Source organism: Aequorivita sp. Q41, assembly GCF_039831855.1.
GTDB lineage: Bacteria > Bacteroidota > Bacteroidia > Flavobacteriales > Flavobacteriaceae > Aequorivita.
On record NZ_JBDPMS010000001.1, the window covers coordinates 1,055,332 to 1,076,799 of the forward strand.

General features: G+C 34.9%; 21 protein-coding genes. 12 read left to right on the plus strand and 9 right to left on the minus strand.

Features of this window, described 5'->3' with window-relative positions:
- Positions 1-130 precede the first annotated feature (130 nt).
- The 3 genes from ABJ955_RS04935 to ABJ955_RS04945 are packed head-to-tail and all read left to right on the plus strand — an operon-like array spanning position 131 to position 2,154.
- Positions 131-889 (plus strand): DUF3298 domain-containing protein, encoded by a 759-nt coding sequence (locus ABJ955_RS04935; RefSeq protein WP_347373492.1) that lies wholly within the window; start codon positions 131-133, stop codon positions 887-889.
- Between the two features lie 9 nt (positions 890-898).
- Positions 899-1,255 (plus strand): ArsC/Spx/MgsR family protein, encoded by a 357-nt coding sequence (locus tag ABJ955_RS04940; RefSeq protein ID WP_347373493.1) that lies wholly within the window; start codon positions 899-901, stop codon positions 1,253-1,255.
- Entirely contained in the window at positions 1,252-2,154 is a 903-nt protein-coding gene (locus tag ABJ955_RS04945; protein WP_347373494.1) for a DMT family transporter, read from the plus strand. Before ABJ955_RS04940 ends, ABJ955_RS04945 begins: the two co-directional genes overlap by 4 nt.
- Here ABJ955_RS04945 and ABJ955_RS04950 read toward each other — a convergent pair.
- A complete protein-coding gene (locus tag ABJ955_RS04950; RefSeq protein ID WP_347373495.1) occupies positions 2,151-2,624 on the minus strand; it encodes a thioesterase family protein in 474 nt (157 codons plus the stop codon). The genes ABJ955_RS04945 and ABJ955_RS04950 overlap by 4 nt on opposite strands.
- 86 nt (positions 2,625-2,710) lie before the next feature.
- On the opposite strand from ABJ955_RS04950, the gene ABJ955_RS04955 reads away from it, so the two are divergent.
- The 5 genes from ABJ955_RS04955 (at position 2,711) to ABJ955_RS04975 (ending at position 6,995) form a co-directional block, all read left to right on the plus strand.
- A complete protein-coding gene (locus ABJ955_RS04955) occupies positions 2,711-3,667 on the plus strand; it encodes an alpha/beta fold hydrolase (RefSeq protein WP_347373496.1) in 957 nt (318 codons plus the stop codon).
- Between the two features lie 77 nt (positions 3,668-3,744).
- Entirely contained in the window at positions 3,745-4,602 is an 858-nt protein-coding gene (locus ABJ955_RS04960; RefSeq protein WP_347373497.1) for a YicC/YloC family endoribonuclease, read from the plus strand.
- Positions 4,603-5,175 carry a guanylate kinase gene (gmk, locus tag ABJ955_RS04965; RefSeq protein ID WP_347373498.1) on the plus strand — a complete coding sequence of 191 codons (573 nt, stop codon included), beginning with the start codon at positions 4,603-4,605 and terminating at the stop codon, positions 5,173-5,175.
- A 10-nt stretch (positions 5,176-5,185) separates the two neighbouring features.
- A complete protein-coding gene (gene nadD / locus ABJ955_RS04970) occupies positions 5,186-5,776 on the plus strand; it encodes a nicotinate (nicotinamide) nucleotide adenylyltransferase (protein WP_347373499.1) in 591 nt (196 codons plus the stop codon).
- A 214-nt stretch (positions 5,777-5,990) separates the two neighbouring features.
- Complete coding sequence (locus tag ABJ955_RS04975; RefSeq protein ID WP_347373500.1) at positions 5,991-6,995, plus strand: NAD(P)H-dependent glycerol-3-phosphate dehydrogenase; 1,005 nt, start codon at positions 5,991-5,993, stop codon at positions 6,993-6,995.
- 69 nt (positions 6,996-7,064) lie between these two features.
- Here ABJ955_RS04975 and ABJ955_RS04980 read toward each other — a convergent pair whose 3' ends face one another.
- From ABJ955_RS04980 to ABJ955_RS04995, 4 genes are all read right to left on the minus strand, one after another.
- A complete protein-coding gene (locus tag ABJ955_RS04980) occupies positions 7,065-9,227 on the minus strand; it encodes a prolyl oligopeptidase family serine peptidase (RefSeq protein ID WP_347373501.1) in 2,163 nt (720 codons plus the stop codon).
- Positions 9,228-9,344: 117 nt separating this feature from the next.
- Positions 9,345-9,725, minus strand: a complete 381-nt coding sequence (locus tag ABJ955_RS04985; protein WP_347373502.1) for a DoxX family membrane protein — start codon at positions 9,723-9,725, stop codon at positions 9,345-9,347.
- A gap of 100 nt (positions 9,726-9,825) precedes the next feature.
- On the minus strand, positions 9,826-10,563 hold the full coding sequence (locus tag ABJ955_RS04990) for a tetratricopeptide repeat protein (RefSeq protein WP_347373503.1): 738 nt from the start codon (positions 10,561-10,563) through the stop codon (positions 9,826-9,828).
- Position 10,564: 1 nt separating this feature from the next.
- Positions 10,565-11,155 carry a sigma-70 family RNA polymerase sigma factor gene (locus ABJ955_RS04995; protein ID WP_347373504.1) on the minus strand — a complete coding sequence of 197 codons (591 nt, stop codon included), beginning with the start codon at positions 11,153-11,155 and terminating at the stop codon, positions 10,565-10,567.
- Between the two features lie 102 nt (positions 11,156-11,257).
- Here ABJ955_RS04995 and ABJ955_RS05000 point away from each other — a divergent pair, with 102 nt between their 5' ends.
- The 4 genes from ABJ955_RS05000 to ABJ955_RS05015 all read left to right on the plus strand — a co-directional run bounded on the left by ABJ955_RS05000 (position 11,258) and on the right by ABJ955_RS05015 (position 18,018).
- On the plus strand, positions 11,258-12,250 hold the full coding sequence (locus ABJ955_RS05000) for a hypothetical protein (protein WP_347373505.1): 993 nt from the start codon (positions 11,258-11,260) through the stop codon (positions 12,248-12,250).
- 183 nt (positions 12,251-12,433) lie between these two features.
- Entirely contained in the window at positions 12,434-13,426 is a 993-nt protein-coding gene (locus tag ABJ955_RS05005; RefSeq protein WP_347373506.1) for a hypothetical protein, read from the plus strand.
- Positions 13,427-13,429: 3 nt separating this feature from the next.
- Positions 13,430-15,445, plus strand: coding sequence for a PKD domain-containing protein (locus tag ABJ955_RS05010; RefSeq protein WP_347373507.1), 2,016 nt, complete (start codon positions 13,430-13,432; stop codon positions 15,443-15,445).
- Positions 15,446-15,471: 26 nt separating this feature from the next.
- Positions 15,472-18,018 carry a CHAT domain-containing protein gene (locus tag ABJ955_RS05015; RefSeq protein ID WP_347373508.1) on the plus strand — a complete coding sequence of 849 codons (2,547 nt, stop codon included), beginning with the start codon at positions 15,472-15,474 and terminating at the stop codon, positions 18,016-18,018.
- A gap of 3 nt (positions 18,019-18,021) precedes the next feature.
- Here the strand turns inward: ABJ955_RS05015 and ABJ955_RS05020 are convergent, their stop codons facing one another.
- From ABJ955_RS05020 to ABJ955_RS05035, 4 genes are all read right to left on the minus strand, one after another.
- Entirely contained in the window at positions 18,022-19,011 is a 990-nt protein-coding gene (locus tag ABJ955_RS05020; protein WP_347373509.1) for an aspartate-semialdehyde dehydrogenase, read from the minus strand.
- Positions 19,012-19,142: 131 nt separating this feature from the next.
- Entirely contained in the window at positions 19,143-19,556 is a 414-nt protein-coding gene (gene mscL, locus ABJ955_RS05025; protein ID WP_347373510.1) for a large conductance mechanosensitive channel protein MscL, read from the minus strand.
- Positions 19,557-19,634: 78 nt separating this feature from the next.
- Entirely contained in the window at positions 19,635-20,744 is a 1,110-nt protein-coding gene (alr, locus tag ABJ955_RS05030) for an alanine racemase (protein WP_347374362.1), read from the minus strand.
- Position 20,745: 1 nt separating this feature from the next.
- A complete protein-coding gene (locus tag ABJ955_RS05035) occupies positions 20,746-21,405 on the minus strand; it encodes a thymidine kinase (protein ID WP_347373511.1) in 660 nt (219 codons plus the stop codon).
- Positions 21,406-21,468: the final 63 nt, after the last annotated feature.

Consider the following 21,468-nt stretch of genomic DNA (forward strand, 5'->3'; position numbering starts at 1 on the left):
CAGAAAGTTAGAAAGCTATAGGGTACTATTTAATATAACTTTCACAATAGCTGGTATTAAAGTTATTACTTTTGATAGACAAATGTAATAGTTTCATTTGGCAATGCTAAAAACCTATTTCTTTTATCTTATGAAAAACAACATTACGATTCTTGTGCTAATTGCGTTTATCTGCATGAGTTGCGATCAAGAAAAAAGTATTGAATTCGCTTCGGAAAGTTTTACCGAAAAAGAACTTCCTATATGTAAAAACAATAGCTGCCCAGAAGTAACAATAAACTATGTTAAAGTATTTGGCGAGACTCCCGCTTCATTAAAAATAAACGAAGAAATTAAAAATTTTATTTTTAGTGCTTTACTTATGGGTGAGGATACTATTCCCACTGCAAAAACCATTCAAGAAGCCGCTACAAATTTTATTGAAGCGTATAATGCAGACAAACTTCAGTTTCCAGATATGGCTGGAGAATATTTTGCTGAAATTTCTGTAAATGAAATATACAATTCACCAGCGCATATCTGTTTTGAAATGCGTCAATATCTTTTCACTGGCGGTGCCCACGGGTATGGTACCACCTCATTTTTAAATATAAATCCAAAAACAGGGAATAGGTTAACTTCAAGTGAACTCTTTAAAAACAATGAAAAATTTATTGCTTTTGCTGAAAATAAATTTCGTGAACAACAAAATATAGCTTCGAATCTTTCTATAAATAGTACTGGTTTTTGGTTTGATGATGACGTTTTTTATTTACCTGAGAGCACTGGGTTTACCAACGATAGCATCATTTTCGTTTACAATCAATACGATATTGCAAGTTATGCAGACGGCCCTATTGAGCTAAAAATACCGATAAAAGAAGCAATCCCTTTTCTTAATATTCATTAATTTTAACCCATGCAAAAAGTATATTATTTATCAAGTTGTGATACCTGTAAAAGAGTATTAGCCGAAATCGAGATTCCATCATCATTTATAAAACAAGATATAAAAGTTCAAGGGATTACGGAGGAAGAATTGGATGAACTTTTTAACCTTACTGATAAATATGAGGATCTTTTTAGTCGAAGAGCTAAACTTTACCAAGAAAGAAATCTAAAAGATAAAAATCTTTTAGAGGAAGATTATAAAAATTTACTCGTAGATCATTACACCTTTTTAAAGCGTCCAGTAATAGTAAATAATGATGAAATTTTTATTGGCAGTAGCCCAAAAACTGTAGCCGCAGCAAAAACCTCTATCCATAAAAATTGAACAAACACCGCATTTTTGCACTTATAGCAGCAACTACTGCCAGTACTATTTATGGCATAAACCACACAATTGCAAAGGGCTTAATGCCCGAAGTAATCAACCCCTTTGGCTTTATATTACTTCGTGTAATGGGAGCTGCCGTATTTTTTTGGGCAATCAGTCTGTTTTTTCCTTCTGAAAAAATAGATCGTAAAGATTGGCTTCGTTTTATTGGCTGTGCTTTTTTTGGAATGGCTTTAAATATGCTCGCCTTTTTTAAAGGGTTAAGCTTATCAACCCCTATTAATAGTTCTGTAATTATTACGCTATCACCCGTGTTGCTTTTAGTACTTTCTGCTTTTATTTTAAAAGAAAAAATTACGTTAATAAAAAGTTTCGGAATATTTTTAGGGCTGGCAGGAGCTTTAGTACTCATTTTATTTGGCTTAAAAGAACAACCAAATGCACCAAACATCCCGATGGGAAATTTCTTGTTTATCATCAATGCTACCGCCTATTCAATTTACCTAATTTTAGTAAAGCCCTTAACTAAAAAATACAGTTCAATTACCTTAATGAAATTTCTTTTTCTATTTGCATTACTGATAAATCTTCCCATCGGCATTACAGAATTTTCGGCAGTTGAATGGACCCGTCTTGGATTTGACGAGGTATGGAAACTAGGCTTTGTAGTACTTTGTACAACAGTAATGACCTACCTTTTAAATATTTACGCCTTAAAACAATTGAGCCCCACCACCCTTGGAGCCTTTATCTATCTTCAACCTGTTATTGCAGTACTTTTTGCTATTTTGGTTGGCGCAGATAGTTTGTCACCGCTACGAATAGGCGCCGCGGCAATGATATTTATAGGTGTTTATCTTTCCACAATAAAACGATCTAAAAAAGCAGCGTTTTAAAGATCCTGTGGATATTCACTTTTTTTTCGAGTGTCTTCTTTAGTTAAAATTTTAAAGTCTTCTGTTTTTTCTAAAGATTCTAACTTTTCAAAAAGATCTTTTGGAAGTCCAACTAATTTGCGCTCTTTCAAATTAATCCAACCTCCCATCATTTCACAACGTGCAAAATTCTTTCCCTTTTCATCATAGAAATTATGAAGAAACTGAAAATACATCCCATCCTCAGAAATACCTTTAAGTTGAAGTGATACACGAACCGGTTTTCCTGGAAAAGCTTCTCTAAAGTAATTCATATGCTCATAAAAAGCCACAGGCCCAATGTCGTGCTTTGCCAAATGTTGGTGGCCAAGCCCCTTTTCTAGCATATAGCTCATTCGGGTATGACTCATAAAATCTATATAAGCACTGTTTCGCAAATGGCGATTGGCATCTACATCGCTCCAGCGTATTTCAAATTGTTTAAGGTACATCTTCAAATTTTTATACAAATTTAAAGTACTTTTGCTATGCAAGCATAATAAATTTGTTTAGTTTTTGTTAAAATTATTTTAAGAAAATGCCTCAAATTAAAAGTAATTACAAGCCACCCTTTCCCTTTAGAAACGCACATTTTTCTACCATTTATTCTGCTAAGCTGAGACCATCACCAAGGATAGCGCAACAACGCGAACGTTTGCAATTGCCTGACGGTGATTTTTTAGATATTGATTGGTCGTTTGCCAAAAAGTCGAATCAAAAAGTTACAATACTCCTTCACGGACTAGAAGGCAATGCGCAGCGAACATACATAAAAGGACAGGCTTATATTTTAAACGAAAATGGCTGGGATGTTGCTGCCGTGAACTTTCGTGGGTGTAGCGGCGAAACAAACACAGTGTACCAATCATACAATGCTGGAAAAACAGATGATCTTGATAGCGTTATTAAGGCCGTTTTAGAAAGGGATATTTACATTGAGGTTAGCCTGCTAGGTTTTAGCCTTGGCGGAAACTTACTTCTTAAATATTTAGGAGAACGTGAAACCCTTCCAAAAGAAATTAAAAAAGCAGTCGCCATTTCAACGCCACTTAGTTTAAAAGGTTCTTTAGAGTCTTTGAACCAATACTATAATTGGGTATATAGAAGTTCTTTCTTGATAAATCTTCGGAAGAAATACAAATTAAAAATGAAAGATTTCCCTGAAAAAATGACAGCTGAAGATTATAAAAAAATCACTTCTTTATATGAATTTGATAATCTATACACTGCTCCAGCTCATGGTTTTAAAGATGCTTTAGAGTATTATAAAAAAAACAGCAGCTTGCAGTTTCTTCCAAATATTAAGATTCCGATCTATCTTTTAAACGCTAAAAACGACACTTTTCTTTCATCCGAATGTTATCCAATAGAATTGGCCTTAAAAATGAAAAACTTACATTTAGAAATCCCAAACTATGGTGGACACGTAGGTTTTCATCAGTCAAATAAAATATACTACAGCGAAAAAAAGGCTTTAGCTTTTATAAAAGAATAAGAAATAAAACCCGCTTGGCTCCAATCTACAACCAACCGCCTAATTTTAGTACCTTTGCCCTTCAATAAAATAGGAATATGATCCAATCCATGACCGGATACGGCAAAGAAGTTATTCAATTGCCATCCAAAACAATAACAATTGAAATTAAATCACTAAATAGTAAAGGGCTTGACCTTAACACCCGCGTACCTTCTGCATACCGAGAAAAGGAACTAGAAATTCGTGATTTGTTAGCAAAATCTTTACAAAGAGGGAAAGTGGATCTTTCCCTTTATATAGAAGTAACTGGCGAAGAGACAAGTACCCAACTTAATGAAGCTACAGTAAAAAAATATATTGAACAGTTGGCTAATGTAGTAAACGGTGACCCTGTAGAACTTTTAAAAATGGCGGTTCGAATGCCAGATGCTTTAAAAACAGAACGGGAGGAAATTGACGAAAAGGAATATGAAACAATCTTAAAGGGATTAAGGAAGGCACTTGAAGCAATCAATACATACAGAACCGATGAAGGTTTGGTGCTCGAAAATGATTTTATAGCACGTACTAAAACAATTTCAAAATTACTGGAGGAAGTAATTACAATAGACCCAGAACGTATTGATGCTGTTAAAGAACGCCTTCGAAAAGCTGTTTCAGATTTAAAAGAAAAAGTAGATGAAAACCGTTTTGAGCAAGAATTGATTTATTATCTTGAAAAATACGACATTACCGAAGAAAAGGTGCGGTTAAAAAACCATTTAGAATATTTTGAGGCAACACTTAGCTCGCACGATTCTAACGGAAAGAAATTAGGCTTCATCACCCAAGAAATTGGACGTGAAATCAACACCATTGGCAGCAAGGCTAATTATGCGCCGATGCAGCAAATTGTGGTACAAATGAAAGACGAGTTAGAAAAAATTAAAGAGCAAGCCTTAAACGTTTTATAGATGAAAGGAGGAAAATTGATAGTATTTTCGGCACCTTCCGGAAGTGGAAAAACTACCATTGTACAACATTTACTTAAGCAGAAAGATCTTAACTTGGAATTTTCCATTTCGTGTACTTCCCGTGAAGCTCGTGGGGATGAAAAACACGGTGAAAATTATTATTTTATTTCACTAAAAGACTTTAAGCAACATATAAAAGACGAAGATTTTTTAGAATGGGAAGAAGTATATCGCGATAATTTTTACGGAACTTTAAAAACAGAAATAGAACGTATTTGGAGTCATGGTAAAAACGTGATTTTCGATATTGATGTTGCTGGCGGGCTTCGTATAAAAAAGAAATTTCCAGATAAAACCTTGGCTGTTTTTGTAAAACCACCAAGCATAGACGAGCTTAAAATTCGTTTAAAAAAGCGTAAAACGGAAAGCGAGGATCGCATAAATATGCGTATTGCAAAAGCCTCTGTAGAGCTTGCTACTGCGCCACAATTTGATTACATAATAAAAAATTACGACCTAGAAACTGCCTTAAACGAAGCGCATGATTTAGTAAAAGGTTTTATACATAAATAAGCACCAAGATTTGAAATCGTCAAAAAAAATAGGGCTCTACTTTGGCACATTCAATCCCATACATGCTGGGCATTTAATTCTTGCCAATTATATGGCGGAGTTTAGCGATTTAGATGAAGTTTGGTTTGTTGTAACACCCCATAACCCACATAAAAAGAAAAAAACATTATTGGAGGATCACCACCGTTTGGCAATGGTCCAAATTGCGGTGGAAGACTACCCAAAATTGCATGCTAGCAATGCAGAATTTAATTTACCACAACCCAATTACACTGTAAATACATTAGCTTATTTAGAAGAAAAATATCCTAAAAAACATTTTTGCTTAATTATGGGTGAGGACAATCTAAAAAGTTTTCAGAAGTGGAAAAACTACGAAATAATCCTTGAAAGGTATGCTATCTATGTGTACCCAAGAATTTCCGAAGGCACTGTTGAAACACAATTCAACAATCATAAAAAGATAACAAAAATTGATGCTCCCATTATTGAGTTATCGTCTACGTTTATTAGAAAAAGTATAAAATCTGGAAAAAATATCCAACCGATGCTTGCTGCTAACGTTTGGAAATATCTAGATGAAATGAATTTTTACAAATAGAAAAAACCGCCCAACAAATTAACTCTGAAGAGCGGCCTCAACTAAATAACCAACCAAAATCATTGAAACTACTTTCGTATTGATGGGAAACCCCACCTCAACAATCAAATGCAATAACGAAACGTATTCTTGAATCATTGCATGGCCATTCTTAAGCTACTGTTAAATGTTTAAAACAAGAAATTATGTACTTTTGGTGCTATAACTAAAAATAATGTCTGATAAACCAAAATTTGCAGTATTTGGCGGAGGAAGCTGGGCTACTGCAATCGTAAAAATGCTTTGCGAAAATCTCGATGAAGTACACTGGTACATGCGAGGGAAGGAGTCTTTGGATTTTATTAAAAAGAATAATCACAATCCAAATTATTTAAGTTCTGTTGAATTCAATTTAAAGCAGTTGAAACTCAGTAACGATATTAATGAAACCGTTTCAGCAGCAGATTATTTAATTTTTGTGATTCCGTCTGCCTTTCTTCACCAAGAACTCGAAAAATTGACAGTTTCTTTAGAAGATAAAATAGTTTTCTCAGCAATTAAAGGAATTGTTCCAGAAACCAGCTTGATAGTGGGCGATCATTTCAATACATTTTATAAAGTTCCATTCAACAATATTGGTGTAATTTCGGGTCCTTGCCATGCAGAAGAAGTTGCGCTAGAACGCCTCTCCTACCTTACCATTGCCAGTGCAGACGATGAAAAAGCAAAAATTATTGCCAATGTGTTACGAAGCGATTATATAAAATGTACCACCAGCGATGATGTTTTAGGGACAGAATATGCTGCCATGTTAAAAAATATTTATGCCGTTGCCGCAGGTATTGCCCACGGCCTTGGTTATGGTGATAATTTTCAAAGCGTTTTAATGAGCAACGCCATCCGCGAGATGAAAAAGTATGTGAAGAAAGTCCACAAAATGAAACGGGATATTAACGATTCAGCTTATTTAGGAGATTTATTGGTAACGGGATATTCCGTTTTCAGCAGAAACCGTTTGTTTGGTACAATGATAGGCAAAGGGTATACCGTTAAAAGTGCTCAATTAGAAATGAGTATGATTGCGGAAGGGTATTACGCCACCAAAAGCGCTTATAAACTAAATCAACAAAAAGGCAAGAAGAAAGCCAAAACACCAATTATTGATGCCGTTTATGAGGTTTTATACGAAAATAAAGATCCTAAAAAGACCTTTAAGAAATTAACAGATAAATTAGATTAAAAAAGAAGCTGCCTAAAATGTATTGATCGATTAAAAATCGATTTATTAATACATTTTAGGCAGCTTCTTTTATTGCTTAATAGCTTTACTTATATTTTCTGGCAATTCTTCATACCCCATATTGAATAGGGTAAAACCAAAAATATCTGCGTACTGTTCGATTGTTTTACTTACAGGAGTTCCTGCACCATGCCCCGCATCAGTTTCAATTCGAATTAAAACAGGATTATCCCCAACATGCTTCGATTGAAGCTCCGCAGCAAATTTAAAACTGTGTGCTGGAACTACTCTATCATCGTGATCGCCAGTTGTAATTAAAGTTGCTGGATAACTAGTGCCTTCTTTTACATTATTCAAAGGAGAGTATCCTTTTAAATACGCAAACATCTCTTTACTGTCTTCAGCAGTTCCATAATCATAAGCCCATCCAGCTCCCGCAGTAAATGTGTGGTAACGAAGCATATCTAAAACGCCTACGGCAGGAAGCGCTACTTTCATTAAATCTGGGCGTTGCGTCATTGTTGCTCCAACAAGCAAACCACCATTAGAACCTCCTCGAATCGCTAGGTAATCTTTTGAGGTATACTTATTCTCCGTTAAATACTCCGCAGCAGCTATAAAATCGTCAAACACATTTTGTTTCTTCATTTGGGTTCCTGCATCGTGCCATTTTTTTCCATATTCACCACCTCCACGTAGATTTGGTACTGCATAGATACCGCCTTGTTCCATCCAGACTGCATTGCTTATACTAAAACTTGGAGTTAGACTAATGTTAAACCCTCCATAACCATACAGAATTGTTGGATTTTTACCATCCATTTTCAAGCCTTTTTTATGTGTTATTATCATCGGAATTTTAGTTCCATCTTTTGAATTATAAAAAACTTGGTGACTTTCATAATTTTCAGGATTGAAATCAATTTCAGGTTTAATAAATAATTCTGAAGTACCACTTGCTATATTGTATTTATAGATACTTCCTGGCGTTACGTAATTTGTAAATGAAAAATAAAGTTCTTTTTCTTCTTTCTTAGTTCCAAAACCACCTACAGAACCTATGCCTGGAAGTTGTACTTCACGTACTAATTTACCTTCATAATCATATTGCATTACTTTTGAAACAGCATCTACCATATAGTTTGCAAAAATGTATCCCCCACCCGTGCTTGCAGAAAGTACATTCTCTGTTTCAGGAAGAAAATCTTGCCAATTTTCTGGGCTTGGGTTGTTAGCATCTACAGTAACTATTTTTTTATTTGGCGCATTTAGATTTGTAACAATATAAAGCTTTGAACCTACATTTTCCATTACATACGAGTCTGTTTCTGTATGGTCTAGAATAGTTACAAATTTGGAGTTTGGCTTTGTTAAATCTTTAATTAAAAGCTTGTTTCCTGAAGTTGAAACGCTAAGGCTTAAAATTAAATACCGATCATCTTCTGTAACATTAGCGCCAATATAACGGTGTTTTTCTTCTGGGGTGGCACCAAAAACTATTTGATCTTCACTTTGTGAAGTTCCCATTTTATGAAAATACACTTTGTGTTGGTCTGTTTTTGCAGAAAGCTGGCTTCCCTTAGGTTTATCATAACTTGAATAGTAGAATCCTTCTTCACCTTTCCATGACAACCCGCTAAACTTAATATCGTGAAGTGTATCGCCAACCAATTCTTTCGTTTCGGTATTCATTACAAGTACTTTTCGCCAATCGCTACCTCCTTCAGAGATACCGTAAGCTAGTTTGCTTCCATCTTTTGAGAAACTCACATTCCCTAAGGAAATAGTTCCATCTTCTTTAAAAGTATTTGGGTCTAAAAATACCTCAGCTGTTGAAGGGGCTTCACCTGTTTTATAACGATAAATTACATATTGGTTTTGAAGCCCATCATTTTTATAAAAATAGGTGTAATTTCCTTCTTTAAAAGGGGCTCCTACTTTTTCATAATTCCAAAGGTCGGAAAGACGATTTTTTAATTCTTCACGGAAAGGAATTTTATTTAAATAACCAAAAGTTACTTCATTTTCAGCTTTCACCCAAGCTGCGGTTTCTTCGCTACGGTCATCTTCTAGCCAGCGATATGGATCTTGTACTTCAACACCAAAATAAGTGTCTACAGTATCAACTTTTTTGGTTTGTGGATAGGTCACGGAAATAGATTCTTTTTTTTGTTCTTCTTTACAGCCAACGAATGCCAGCACTACAATAAGGGAAGCAATTGATATTTTCATGGGTTTTTATTTTTACGAAATGTAAATGTAGCATTTTTAATAGATAAAGAAAATAGCCACAAATTAAAAAAGGCTCCCTTTTATAGAAGCCTTTAGTGTTATGATTGTATTTATTCTTTAATGAAAAAGCGGCCTGTAAACTTTCCAATGTTTATAAATTAACATCGCATTTAAGGCTATAACCAGCAGTGCTGGAATGATACCTGGTATGTCTAAAAACAAATGAAACATCATAATATTAAATGTAATTGGCGCTAATAAAAGCAACGCAAATGGAACCCACTTATTTAATATTAGAAGCACGCCAATTAAAATTTCAAAAAAGCCAACTATCTTCAAAATATAACCTGAGTTGCTAAGTGAATCAATAAAAAGGGCTGCGTCTCCAGTATAAATATGCGTAGGCATAAAGTTAAAATGAATCAATTTGCTCAGTCCGAAAAAGAGTAATCCTAAGCCTAAAATAATTCTTAGAATTTTAGTAAAAGTTGAATTCATAAAATTTCCTTTTAAAGTTAATTATCTAAAGATAAATAAAATATAAAAGAAAGCATCTTGTGGCTTTAATAAATAATTAAGAAAAAACATACATTAAAAGCTATTGTAACGCTGAAAGTAATTTCTGCGCTTTTTTATATTCTGGTGTAGTAGAAGGAATCGTTTCAAGTAAGTTTATAACTTCTTTATACTTTTCTTGTTTTAACATGCTTAAAGCTGCAACCCATTTCGCTTTTGAGGCATAGACCGAAGGGCCGTTATAAAGCACTTTCAATAAATTATCAGCTTCTTCAAAACGATTTATTTCTACAAGTGCCGTTGCTTTGTAGTATTGAAACTGAGCATTATCCGGTTGCTCCTGAAGCAATGCATCAAAATAAGAAAGCGCTTCCTTATAATTTCCAACATTGTAATTCGCTTCAGCCTTTTTGGCTATTTTAGAAGTATTACTCCTTACAGTTAACGAAATATCTTCATGTGCAGCATATTCTATATAAGTAGGTTTGTTCGAATCATTAAATAGAAAGAAGCCAATTACTAACAAAATAGAAGCCGCCACCCCGTACTGCCACGGTTTAAAGCTAATTAGTTTCCCTTTTGATTGAAGCGTATTTGCCTGTGGCCTGAATTTGGAATCTGCTTTCTTTACACTTTCAACAAAAGAAACTCTTTCTTCCGAAAATTGATTCTCCAAAACTTTATAAATACTTTTAAACTCATAAAATGCTTCTGAAAAAGAAGAATCTTCAGCAAGTTTTTTTTCGAATGCGTTGCGTTCGGCAACTGCTAAAGTTTCTTCCAAATACGCTATAAATAGGTCGTTCCCTTTAATTTCCATATTAATAATAATCTTTATAAAGCTTCCTGTATTGCGGACTCTGTTTAATTAATTGGGTTAGTTTGGTTATGCAGAGCGACTTTTTTTTCCGAGCATACGCATAGGTTATATCCAGTTGGTCTGCCACTTCTTGCATTGATGCAGCAGTAAGCCCTAAGGTGATAATTTTTTTACAGATATCACCCATTTCAGACAATACAGAAAGGTATAATTTCTGTTGGGCTTCAAATTGTTGGGTTCTCAATGCTTGTTGATCTGCATCATCAGTTATAGATAAACGTTCGTCCTCGATTGTTACCGTTTTAGAACCACTTTTTTTTAGTGCGTTAAGCCATTTGCGTTTACAGATTAAGAAAAAATAAGCGTCAAAGGGGCAGCTAAGCTGCAATCCTTTAGTTTTTGCTTGATCGTAAATAGTTAGAAGTGCTTCCTGAACTATATCGCGTGCCGAAGCTTCGTCGCCATTATTTTTACAGATATAGGCAATCACTTTTGGAACAAATTTCAAATATATTTCATCTATAAGAACATGATCGTTTGCCACAAGTGCCGCTACGTATTGCTGATCTGGGTGTGTTTTATTTGTTGTCAACTAAAATTATTTTTTATTAAAAGTAAAAAAAATTGAGAGCTTGGGGGTAACAAAAAGTAAAACTATTGATATAAGGGTATAGAAACACAAAAAATAAATATTATGAAAACTTCAATGTATCAACAAGCAAAAAAAATGACTTACTGTCTTGCAGCATTAACAGTAATGGGATTGGTTAACTTAAGCTGTGAAAAAGAAGAAGGGGAGGTGCCACAAATAGCATTTACACCACCAACCGCTGCCGAATATAATTCTTTAAAGAATGATGCGCTGGCAGTACATACAGAAAAGGTAACTTTTAATGCTGAAGATGGAATCTTTTTTACTTCAAATGACGGCGCAACTTTAGATATCTCTCCTAATTGTCTTCTAAAAAACGGAGCCCCTGCAACTGGTGAAGTAGAACTTACTTTTATAGATCTTTATGATAAAAAAGATATGTTGGCAACAAATAAGCCTACCATGGGGCTAAAACCAGATGGCAAAAAAGCAGCATTGGTTTCTGGGGGCGAATTCTTTATTGAAGTACGTCAAGATGGAGATTTGCTTCAAATGGGGTGTAATTATCAACTTATAGTTCCAGGAGATAATACAGGAGGAGCAGATCCCGAAATGAGCCTTTGGAAAGGAATTATTGATGCTAATGGAGACCTAACCTGGGACGAAATGGAAGAACAGGATCAAGAAATATTTGTTGAAGGTGTAGATTATTACATATTCGGAAATGAGATAGGATGGACTAATGTAGATAGGTTTTATAACGACCCAAGAGAAAAAACTACCATAAAGGTAAAAGCGCCTACAGGGTTTAATTCAGAAAATAGTGCCGTTTACCTTTCTTATGATGGTGAACCAAACACATTAGCACAATTAGATACCTATGATGCAGCTACTGGAACCTTCTCTGAACATTACGGACAAATTCCTATTGGATTGGAGGTACACATCATTTTTGCAACTGCCGATGGCGACAACTGGCGTTATGCAATACAAGGACAAACGATCTCTGAAGACGAAGTGTATACATTTACTCTGGAAGAAACACAAGTAGATACGATGGAAAATTTACTAGCAGTTATCCAGGCCTTACCATAAATTGTTGATTAATTTGTTTGAATGCCACTTAAGCCGCTATTATTAGCGGCTTTTTTGCACAACTTATTAAAAAGCAAAACCTTTAAATAATAAAAAGGAAGCATTAACGAAGAAAGCTTGTCAATTATATAATTATAGTATCTATTGAAATTATTGTATGTTATATTTGTCAAAAATCGCGCTATGATTCATTTTATTAAAATTTTTAGCTTTGCTTTCATTCTACTTTTTTTAGGATGCAATACGGATAGTGAAGATTGTGTTCACGGGGCGCTTGAACACATAAATCCACAACACGATATAGCTGGCGAAAATTACAAAGAGAGTTTAATGGCTTGTAGACTACCCAAAGTGCAAACCTTCCAATTCAACGGTTTTCAGGAAATGGAAATTACCACAGCAAAAGGTACTATATTTAGTATTTCATCGCAAACATTTTCACAACTAGATGGTTCACCAATAGATGAGGATATTAATTTTGACGTTATTGAAATGTATACTCCTGGCGAAATTGTTGCTTGCCAGTTATCTACTAACGGAATTAAAGAAAACGATATTATAGAACCTTTACTAAGTGAAGGTATACTCTATATAAACGTAACTTATAACGGTGCTCCTGTGTTAATAAATCAACAAATAGAAGTGTTTATGCCTTCTGAAAATGAAGATCTGTTTTTATCTCTTTTTCATTCACCTAGTTGTCTTGATGTACACTGCAAGGTACTTTGGGAAAGAGCTACTAACACTGAAGTGATTTTTGACCAATACACAGATTCAAATGGAAATGTAATTACAGGCTACAGAACTTTTGTACAAAACATAGGGTGGAAAAGCATTGCCCGTTATAATGAAAACCCAGAATCGCGAGGTATCCTATACAATAAAGCACTTCAAGGCTATGACAATACAAACAGCACTGTGTATTTAATCTACGATTCCCCAAGTATAGCCGTTGGAATGTTTTCAGAATTTGATACTAAAAATGAAGTTTTTAGCGAAAAATACCGGCAAATACCTAATAATACGTCTGCAAACGTACTCTTTGTAAGTAAACCAGAAAATGAATTTACTTTTGGCATGCAGCCAGTAGTTACACAAGACGAAAAAATAGCAGTAACCAGAACGGTACAAACGGGAACTGAAAGTAGCTTAATAACCTTCATAAACAACCTATAGGCTATGAAAAAAGCGAACCAAGCTTATTATTATTTTTTACTCATCTTAATGGTTTCAGCAGGGAGCTTTAGCCAAAACCCTGTTCAAGATACACTCACTAGAACAGCCCCTATATTTTATGATGTAATGGGAAATAAAGTGGCGTTTCGCCCCGAAATGCCACCTTTAAACCAGATTGCTGGCGCCCCAAAAGCCTTCTACACCTATTATTGGGAGTTTGGCGACGGAAGTTTCGGTTTTAAAGAAAAGCCCAAACACGCTTATAAAAACAAAGGCGAATACACCGCAAGACTTTGGAGTACAAATAATTACGACAACGGAAAACCGCCAAAAAGCAGACCCGAAATTATTAAAATTGAAACCGATTATTTAGATCAAGCTAGCGCTTCAAATGATTTTATAGAAGATTCGAGTCCCACGGTTTTTCTTCAGGATGAAGATTTAATAATTAAAACAAACCGAGATCCACTTCCTGAGCAAGAAATGGTATTAATAACCAGTTATAAAAACACTAAAAATTACAGTACTAGCGGAAGTCTTTATCTTTATTACAACGATAAAAAATTTAAAGACGATAATTTTAGTATAGAAGATACCCGTATGCACAATGGTGAAACCATTGTATCAGCAAGCCAAGGTTTTGCTTCACATCTTGAAAAAGATAACACTACTTCTTTTTTAGCAACTACAGCTGAAGCCATTTTAATAAACACTAGAAGCATACAGGATTCTACTAAACGGTTAATATTACCGGTTACCTTAGAAGAGTCTGAGAAACTATACAGAAACGTGCAGCATATAGAGTTTGAAAATATGCAACCTGGCGAAGAACGTCATATTTTCAGAACATTAAAAACTACACCAGAAATGCTGAAAGACACTAGTGCAATCGTTACACTGCGCACTATATATGTTCCAGATAATAAGTATGGAAACCACACAGTTAAAGACACCGAATTAGAGATAGTAACATCTCATGACCCCAACAAAATGTCTAATAACGGAACGCTTCTAAACTATCGCCTCGTTCGTTATAAAAAGGTAAAGTTTAAAGTGAAATTTCAAAACAATGGAGAAGGGCCTGCAAATACCATTCGCCTTGAAGTAGACACTCCAGACATGTTTGACAAAAACACTTTAGAAGTTACAGAAATGTACCCTGAATGCCCTATTTGTCCTAAAGAACGAGAGGTAAATTATTCTTGTTTGGATACTATTATAGCAAAAGATAAAATCATCTTTACATTCAAAAAAATATATTTACCAGGTACTGCACAAAAAAATGTAGTAGAACGTGACTCTACCAAAGGGTTTGTAAAATACGCTATGAAATTTGGTAAGGATTTCCACAAGCAGAAAACACGGAGTCGCACCGCTATTTATTTTGATAAAAATGAACCTATTATTACCAATTACAGTACCACTCGGTTTATGCCCGGAATTTCTATAGGTGCAAAAGCAGGTTATATATTTACCCCTTCTAAAAATAACAGTCGCGAGTATTTTGCAGGAGTAACTGTTTCGCCCTTTAAATCGTACCGCGGGTACCTACAAGCTGAGTTTTACCTTTCTGCTGCTTCTTTCGATGACTTAAAGAACTTTGAAACGAGTAGCATCAACGATCTAGGCATTGAAAGCCTAATGCGTTTTTCCGAACAGAACAAAGAAAATAGCATCAAGGCGTATTTGGTTCCAATATCCTATAGGTATAATATCAATAACTTTCTGGCGGTAGGTGCGGGTGTACAACTCAATCTAGATCTCACCAGTACAACAGAAACAACCACTAACGGCACTGGGTTTATAAACGTTCCAGGGGAGGGCACATTTCGCGATGAAAGAAACGATACTTTTCAGGAGAGTGAATGCTCATCTAGCTTTTCAAACTTTAACAGCGGTATTTTTATTGGTGTGAATGCGGGTGCTGTCCGAATTGGCCCCAGTGTAGGGGTACGGTATGTTCTTAACTTTAATGAGCCCAACTCGCAAATTCAGGCATACGCAATTTGGAAACTGTAAAACATCATATACGCTGCTTAACAATATTGCTTTTTAGCACATTAACAGCTATTTCACAGCAAAATTCAACAGATTCTATCTACAAACATTTAGATGTTTTTTTAGAAAATCCATCTTCACAAAACAGTACAACACTTGCGCTTTTTTTAGAAAAATCTACTACTACCAAAAAAGAAGTTCTATTAGCAAAAGCAGTAGCGTATTGTAATTTAGGCTATGTGGAAGCTGAAAAAAACAACTATCAATCAGCTATTGGGTTTTATGAAAAAGCAAAGCAATTGTATTTTTTCGAAAACCTTAATGGGTATGATATTATAGAGTATTGCTTAAAACCTTTGGGCAATTTATATGTAAAGACACAAGCCTTTTCTGAAGCTGAAAATACTATCAAACATTATATTGTAATAGCGCAAGAAACAAAGCAGCTTAATCAAGAAGTAAGTGGAATCGTAAATCTTTCAATACTGTATCACAACCGTGGAGAGTTTAATAAAGCTGGACTAATATTGAAGCAAGGGCTTCAAATAGCACCAAACAATACAGCTCTAAAATTAAATCTCGCCACAAATTATTTTGGCATGGGCAATTATAACCTTATAAAACCATTGCTTAACGAGGTTTTGGCGAAGGCTCCAAAAAATCCACAAGCCTACCAGCTTTTAGCACAATTATATCTCTCAGAAAAAGAATACAACAAGGCTATCTCAGCCTTAAAAGTTGCCTTAACTGTTTTTGAAAATTCGCCAAAAGGAAATAAAAGAGCTTTGGCAAAAACATATTTAACACTTGCAGATACTTATTATGTAACTAATGATATTCAAAAATCTATAGCCACAATTCAAAAAACATACAGCCTGTTGCTTCCCTCATATACAAAGACGCAACAATTTCCATATAAAAAACAGTTGTATGCCGACACGGCATTACTAGACGCATTAGACCTTCAGGCAACTGCATTTACAACTTTAGGAGAAACAGACAAAGCCATTGAATGTTTTGAAATGGCTGCAGAAGTGTGCGATTATTTAGCCATCCAACTTTATAGCCAAGAGAGCAAGTTGATTATTCAACAACAAGTAAAATTTCGCGCTGAGCACTTATTGGATTTATATTTTGAGAAATACCAAAAAACAAAACATCCACAATGGATAGAGCGAGCTTTACAACTTGAAAGCACTATAAAAGGACGCGTTGTTCTCGATGCTATTAATTATAAAAACAAGCTAAACAAGGCCGAAAATGGAACTTTTAAGCTTTTTAACAAACAGCAAAACAACTTAGCCGTTTTACACTCCCAAATTCTTGAAATTACCAGTCGCCAGGAAATTGATTATGAAAAATTAAAAACTCTTCAAAAACAATATAGTAATGTTTTAACCCGCCAACGAATACTCTATGACAGCACAAGGAGGAGTGTCTCAACACTTAAAAAACAATTTTTTTTAACCGAAATTAAAACAAAAGCTGCTGAATTAAATCAAACCGTGGTAAGTTATTTTGTTGGAGGACAAACAGTCTATCAATTTATAATTTCAGCAGAAAACACAGCATTTGTTAAACTTACAAATTCTAAAGAAACCTATGAAAAATTCATAGAAAATATAGCTGCTTACAATCGCTTTTTTAATGCTGCTGAAACTATAAATAATGATATTTCACTTTTTAAGAAAACCGCATATACTTTATTGGAACAGTTAAATATTCCAAAAGCGAAAAAATTGCTGATCATCCCAGATGGTATTTTATCTTTTGTTCCATTTCAAACGTTAATAACAAAAGAAACGGAAACTTTAATGTATGAAAAAATGCCATTTTTAGTATTTGAAAGTGAAGTGTCTAATGCAGTTTCTCTTTTGGAATATTTAAAAAATGATACTCCTTTTATTAATGGCCAAACGGTATTAGGAATCTTTCCCGGATTTAAAAACACCCCTCAGGAATTAGAATATTCTGGTCTGGAAGCTAAAACGATTGCAGCACTTTTTCCTACAAAATTACTTATCGAAAAACAAGCAAATACAACTGCTTTTAGAGAAAGCACCTCATCGTATAGTATTTTGCACATTGCAACTCACGCACTTGGAGGTACATTTACGAGCGAACCTTCTATACTCTTTAGTGATAGCACTCTTTCAATAGAATCAATTTACGGACTCCATTTATCGAACCAATTAGTAGTTTTAAGTGCATGTGATACGGGCATAGGAAAAGTAGTAAAAGGGGAGGGTGTTCAGAGTTTGGCTCGTGCATTTCAATATGCTGGAGCTCCAAATATATTATTTTCACTCTGGCAAGTAAATGACAAAAGCACCGCGTTTTGGATGGGGTATTATTATGAAAATTTAAAGAAAACAAAGTCTAGAAATTATTCGCAACAACAAGCAAGTTTACAGTATTTAACCAATGAAAACATTGATAATTCACGAAAATCCCCATATTATTGGGGTGCTTTCGTATACTATGGAGCCATTGATATACCACAACCATCCTTTGGAGTGCATTGGTACCTGGCGGGACTTGTCTTTCTACTTATTTTGGGAATTTTATCTTGGATTTATTTTATTCGAAAATAAACTTTATACCAAAGCATTTTTAACTAAGTATTCCGCAATCTGCACTGCATTGGTCGCTGCTCCTTTTCGAAGGTTATCGCTTACAACCCACATATTTAATGTGTTTGGTTGTGTTTCATCACGACGAATTCTTCCTACAAAAACATCATCTTTATCGTGCGCGTATATTGGCATGGGGTAGGTGTTTGTTTCTGGGTTATCTTGAACAGTTATTCCAGCCGTTTCATGCAATATTTTTCGAATATCGCTTAAATCAAAATCATTTTCAAACTGTACATTTACGGCTTCACTATGCCCACCGGCTGTAGGAATCCGTACTGCTGTTGCGGTAATTGAAAAAGTACGATCGTCCAATATTTTTTGTGGCTCCCGCGCTAATTTCATTTCTTCTTTGGTGTAGCCGTTTTCTTCAAAAACATCGCAATGTGGCAATGCATTTTTATGTATTGGATACGGATAGGCCATTTCACCTTTTATACCCGCCATTTCATTTTCCATTTGTTGAACGGCTTTTAAACCTGTGCCTGAAACAGATTGGTAAGTAGAAACCACAACTCGTTTCATTTTATATTTTTCATGAAGCGGCGCTAAAGCCATTACTAGTTGTATTGTAGAACAATTTGGATTTGCTATAATTTTATCCTCTTGAGTTAATAAATGTGCATTAATTTCAGGAACGATAAGTTTCTTGTCTACTTCCATACGCCATGCGGAAGAATTATCAATTACAGTAGTTCCTACTGCTGCAAATTTTGGAGCCCATGTTAAAGAAGTGCTTCCTCCAGCGGAGAAAATAGCGATGTTTGGTTTTGCAGAAACTGCTTCCTTTAACCCAATTACTTTATAGACTTTACCCTTAAAAGAAATCTCCTTCCCTACAGATCTTTCTGAAGCGACTAAAAAAAGTTCATCAATCTGAAAATTGCGTTCTTCTAATACTTTCAACATTACTTCGCCAACCATTCCGGTAGCTCCAATTAAGGCTAGTTTCATTCTTTCTAATTTTTTCACAAAAATAGTTTATCGAAGCTTATCTTTTCAAGATAATTAATAAAAAAACCCTCTTTTATAAAGTAAAAAAAGGGTTTAAGGTTAAAAATATATAATGCAGCGGTGGCTGTAATTTATTTTTTTCTAAGTTCGTCACGAATTTCCATCAATAAATCTACTTCTGATGGTCCTGGTGCGGGTGCGGGTGCTTCCTCTATTTTTTTAGCTTTTACCTTTGAGTACGATTTAACAATTATAAACAATACAAAACCAACAATTACAAGGTTAATGAGAGAGTTTATCCACTTACCCCACATAATAGCATTTTCGGGTTTTGTAATTTTACCTTCTGGGCCAACAACAGCTGGATCCAACACAAATTTAAGGTCAGAAAAATCCATGCCCCCAGTAAAATGCCCAACGATTGGCATAATCATATCGTTTGTAAATCCAGTAACAACAAGACCTACAGCTCCTGCCAAGATCACCGCAACGGCTAGATCTATGACATTCCCGGTCATAATAAAATTTTTAAATTCTTTTAACATATTGAATGGTTTTTGGAGTTAATAATCACTAAGTTAGATAAATGCAATTTAATGTAGAAAAAATTAATGTGAAAATAACTATTTCCTACAGATTACTCTTTTTATACGTTGCGAAACAGAAGTTATAAGTTCATAAGAAATGGAATTAATTGCAGCCGATAGTTCTTCTGCTGTATTAGAACATCCAAAAACAATGGCTTCATCGCCTTCTTCACAATCAATATTTGTTACGTTTACCATAATCATATCCATACAGACATTTCCAAGAATAGGTGCTTTTTCTCCATTTATGGTAACCCATCCTTTGCCTTTTCCATAGGAGCGTGAAATTCCATCAGCATGACCAATGGGCAAGGTTGCAGAACGTGTATCTTGTTCAGCAATTAGTCCGCGATTATACCCAACACTTTCTCCTTTTTTAATTGAATGAATTTGAGAAATAATAGTTTTTAAAGTCGCAATTGGCTTTAAATGGCTATTTTCTTTTTTGTCATTCCCAAAGCCATAAAGACCAATTCCAGAGCGAACCATATTAAAATGAGCGTCAGGATAATTTACGATTCCCGAGGTGTTTGCGCAATGCAATAATGGGGTATATCCTATTTTTGAAATAAGCTTTTCTGAAATTCTATTAAACGCTTCAATTTGATTTAATGTGAATTCTTTTTCATTCAAATCTTCACTTGCAGCAAGATGAGAAAACATTGATTTCACTTTTACACTTTCGGTTTTTGAAAGTAAATTATCAATAAATATTAGGTCATTTTCAACAAACCCCAAACGGTTTAATCCTGTGTTAAATTTTAAATGAATTGGATAGTTTGTCTGCTTGTTTTTTTCTGCAAAATGAATAAACTCTTCAAGCATTTTTCGGGAATAAATACTTGGCTCCAGACAACGACTTACAATTTTTTCAAAATTAACAGGTAGTGGATGCAGTACCAAAATAGGGGTTTCAATCTTTGCGTCTCTAAGCGTTTCACCCTCATTTGTATAGGCAACCGCTAAATAATCAATGCCTAAACCTACAAGTTCTTTGGCTATAATTACAGCATCGCTTCCATAACCATAGGCTTTTACAACAGCCATAAACTTTGTTCCAGGTTTAACTTTGGAAACTAAATATTGATAGTTATTTGCAAGAGCATTAAGGTCTATCTCCAGCACGGTTTGGGTGGTTTTGGGCATATTAGGCTTGTTTTCCAGTATTTTCGGAAGGGTTGCTTTTAGAAATTTCTTCGGCATCATTTACCTCCAGTTTTACCACTTTTTCACGAAGTTGCGCTTTAAAAAAGGCTGCGCGGCTTAAGGGTTCGTATTCTTCGGTTTCGCCAAGTAAAACAAGCGCTTCACTTTTTGCTTTACGGTAGCTATAATTTGCTAGATTTCCTGTGCGCGTGCAAATGGCGTGAACTTTAGTAACATATTCTGCAGTTGCCATCAAAGCAGGCATGGGGCCAAAAGGGTTTCCTTTATAATCCATATCCAAACCAGCAACAATAACGCGCACCCCGCGATTGGCAAGATCATTACAAACTTTTACAATTTCATCGTCAAAAAATTGCGCTTCATCAATACCAACAACATCACAATTATCTGCCAAGATAGGGATGTTTGCAGCAGCAGGTACTGGGGTAGATCTAATTTTATTGCTATCGTGACTGGTTACTGCATCTTCAGCATAGCGCGTATCGATGGAGGGTGTGAAAATTTCTACTTTCTGACGCGCAAATTTTGCACGTTTCAGTCTTCGGATAAGTTCTTCGCTTTTTCCTGAAAACATAGACCCACAGATGACTTCAATCCATCCAAATTGTTCTTTCTGATTTACGGTATTTTCAAGAAACATAGTTTAATTTTACGCGAAATTTTAAGTATCAATAGTATTCTTTACAGAATTTTCAACCAAAAA

What these genes read in the sequence shown, in the direction of transcription:
- ABJ955_RS04935 (WP_347373492.1), top strand. Translation starts at nt 131, where the DNA reads ATGAAAAACAACATTACGATTCTTGTGCTAATTGCGTTTATCTGCATG.
- ABJ955_RS04955 (WP_347373496.1), top strand. Translation starts at nt 2,711, where the DNA reads ATGCCTCAAATTAAAAGTAATTACAAGCCACCCTTTCCCTTTAGAAAC.
- mscL (WP_347373510.1), bottom strand. Translation starts at nt 19,556, where the DNA reads ATGTTAAAAGAATTTAAAAATTTTATTATGACCGGGAATGTCATAGAT.
- ABJ955_RS05000 (WP_347373505.1), top strand. Translation starts at nt 11,258, where the DNA reads ATGAAAACTTCAATGTATCAACAAGCAAAAAAAATGACTTACTGTCTT.
- ABJ955_RS04985 (WP_347373502.1), bottom strand. Translation starts at nt 9,725, where the DNA reads ATGAATTCAACTTTTACTAAAATTCTAAGAATTATTTTAGGCTTAGGA.
- alr (WP_347374362.1), bottom strand. Translation starts at nt 20,744, where the DNA reads ATGCCCAAAACCACCCAAACCGTGCTGGAGATAGACCTTAATGCTCTT.
- ABJ955_RS04950 (WP_347373495.1), bottom strand. Translation starts at nt 2,624, where the DNA reads ATGTACCTTAAACAATTTGAAATACGCTGGAGCGATGTAGATGCCAAT.
- ABJ955_RS04975 (WP_347373500.1), top strand. Translation starts at nt 5,991, where the DNA reads ATGTCTGATAAACCAAAATTTGCAGTATTTGGCGGAGGAAGCTGGGCT.
- ABJ955_RS05005 (WP_347373506.1), top strand. Translation starts at nt 12,434, where the DNA reads ATGATTCATTTTATTAAAATTTTTAGCTTTGCTTTCATTCTACTTTTT.
- ABJ955_RS04960 (WP_347373497.1), top strand. Translation starts at nt 3,745, where the DNA reads ATGATCCAATCCATGACCGGATACGGCAAAGAAGTTATTCAATTGCCA.
- ABJ955_RS04990 (WP_347373503.1), bottom strand. Translation starts at nt 10,563, where the DNA reads ATGGAAATTAAAGGGAACGACCTATTTATAGCGTATTTGGAAGAAACT.
- ABJ955_RS05020 (WP_347373509.1), bottom strand. Translation starts at nt 19,011, where the DNA reads ATGAAACTAGCCTTAATTGGAGCTACCGGAATGGTTGGCGAAGTAATG.
- gmk (WP_347373498.1), top strand. Translation starts at nt 4,603, where the DNA reads ATGAAAGGAGGAAAATTGATAGTATTTTCGGCACCTTCCGGAAGTGGA.
- ABJ955_RS04940 (WP_347373493.1), top strand. Translation starts at nt 899, where the DNA reads ATGCAAAAAGTATATTATTTATCAAGTTGTGATACCTGTAAAAGAGTA.
- ABJ955_RS05010 (WP_347373507.1), top strand. Translation starts at nt 13,430, where the DNA reads ATGAAAAAAGCGAACCAAGCTTATTATTATTTTTTACTCATCTTAATG.
- ABJ955_RS04980 (WP_347373501.1), bottom strand. Translation starts at nt 9,227, where the DNA reads ATGAAAATATCAATTGCTTCCCTTATTGTAGTGCTGGCATTCGTTGGC.
- ABJ955_RS05035 (WP_347373511.1), bottom strand. Translation starts at nt 21,405, where the DNA reads ATGTTTCTTGAAAATACCGTAAATCAGAAAGAACAATTTGGATGGATT.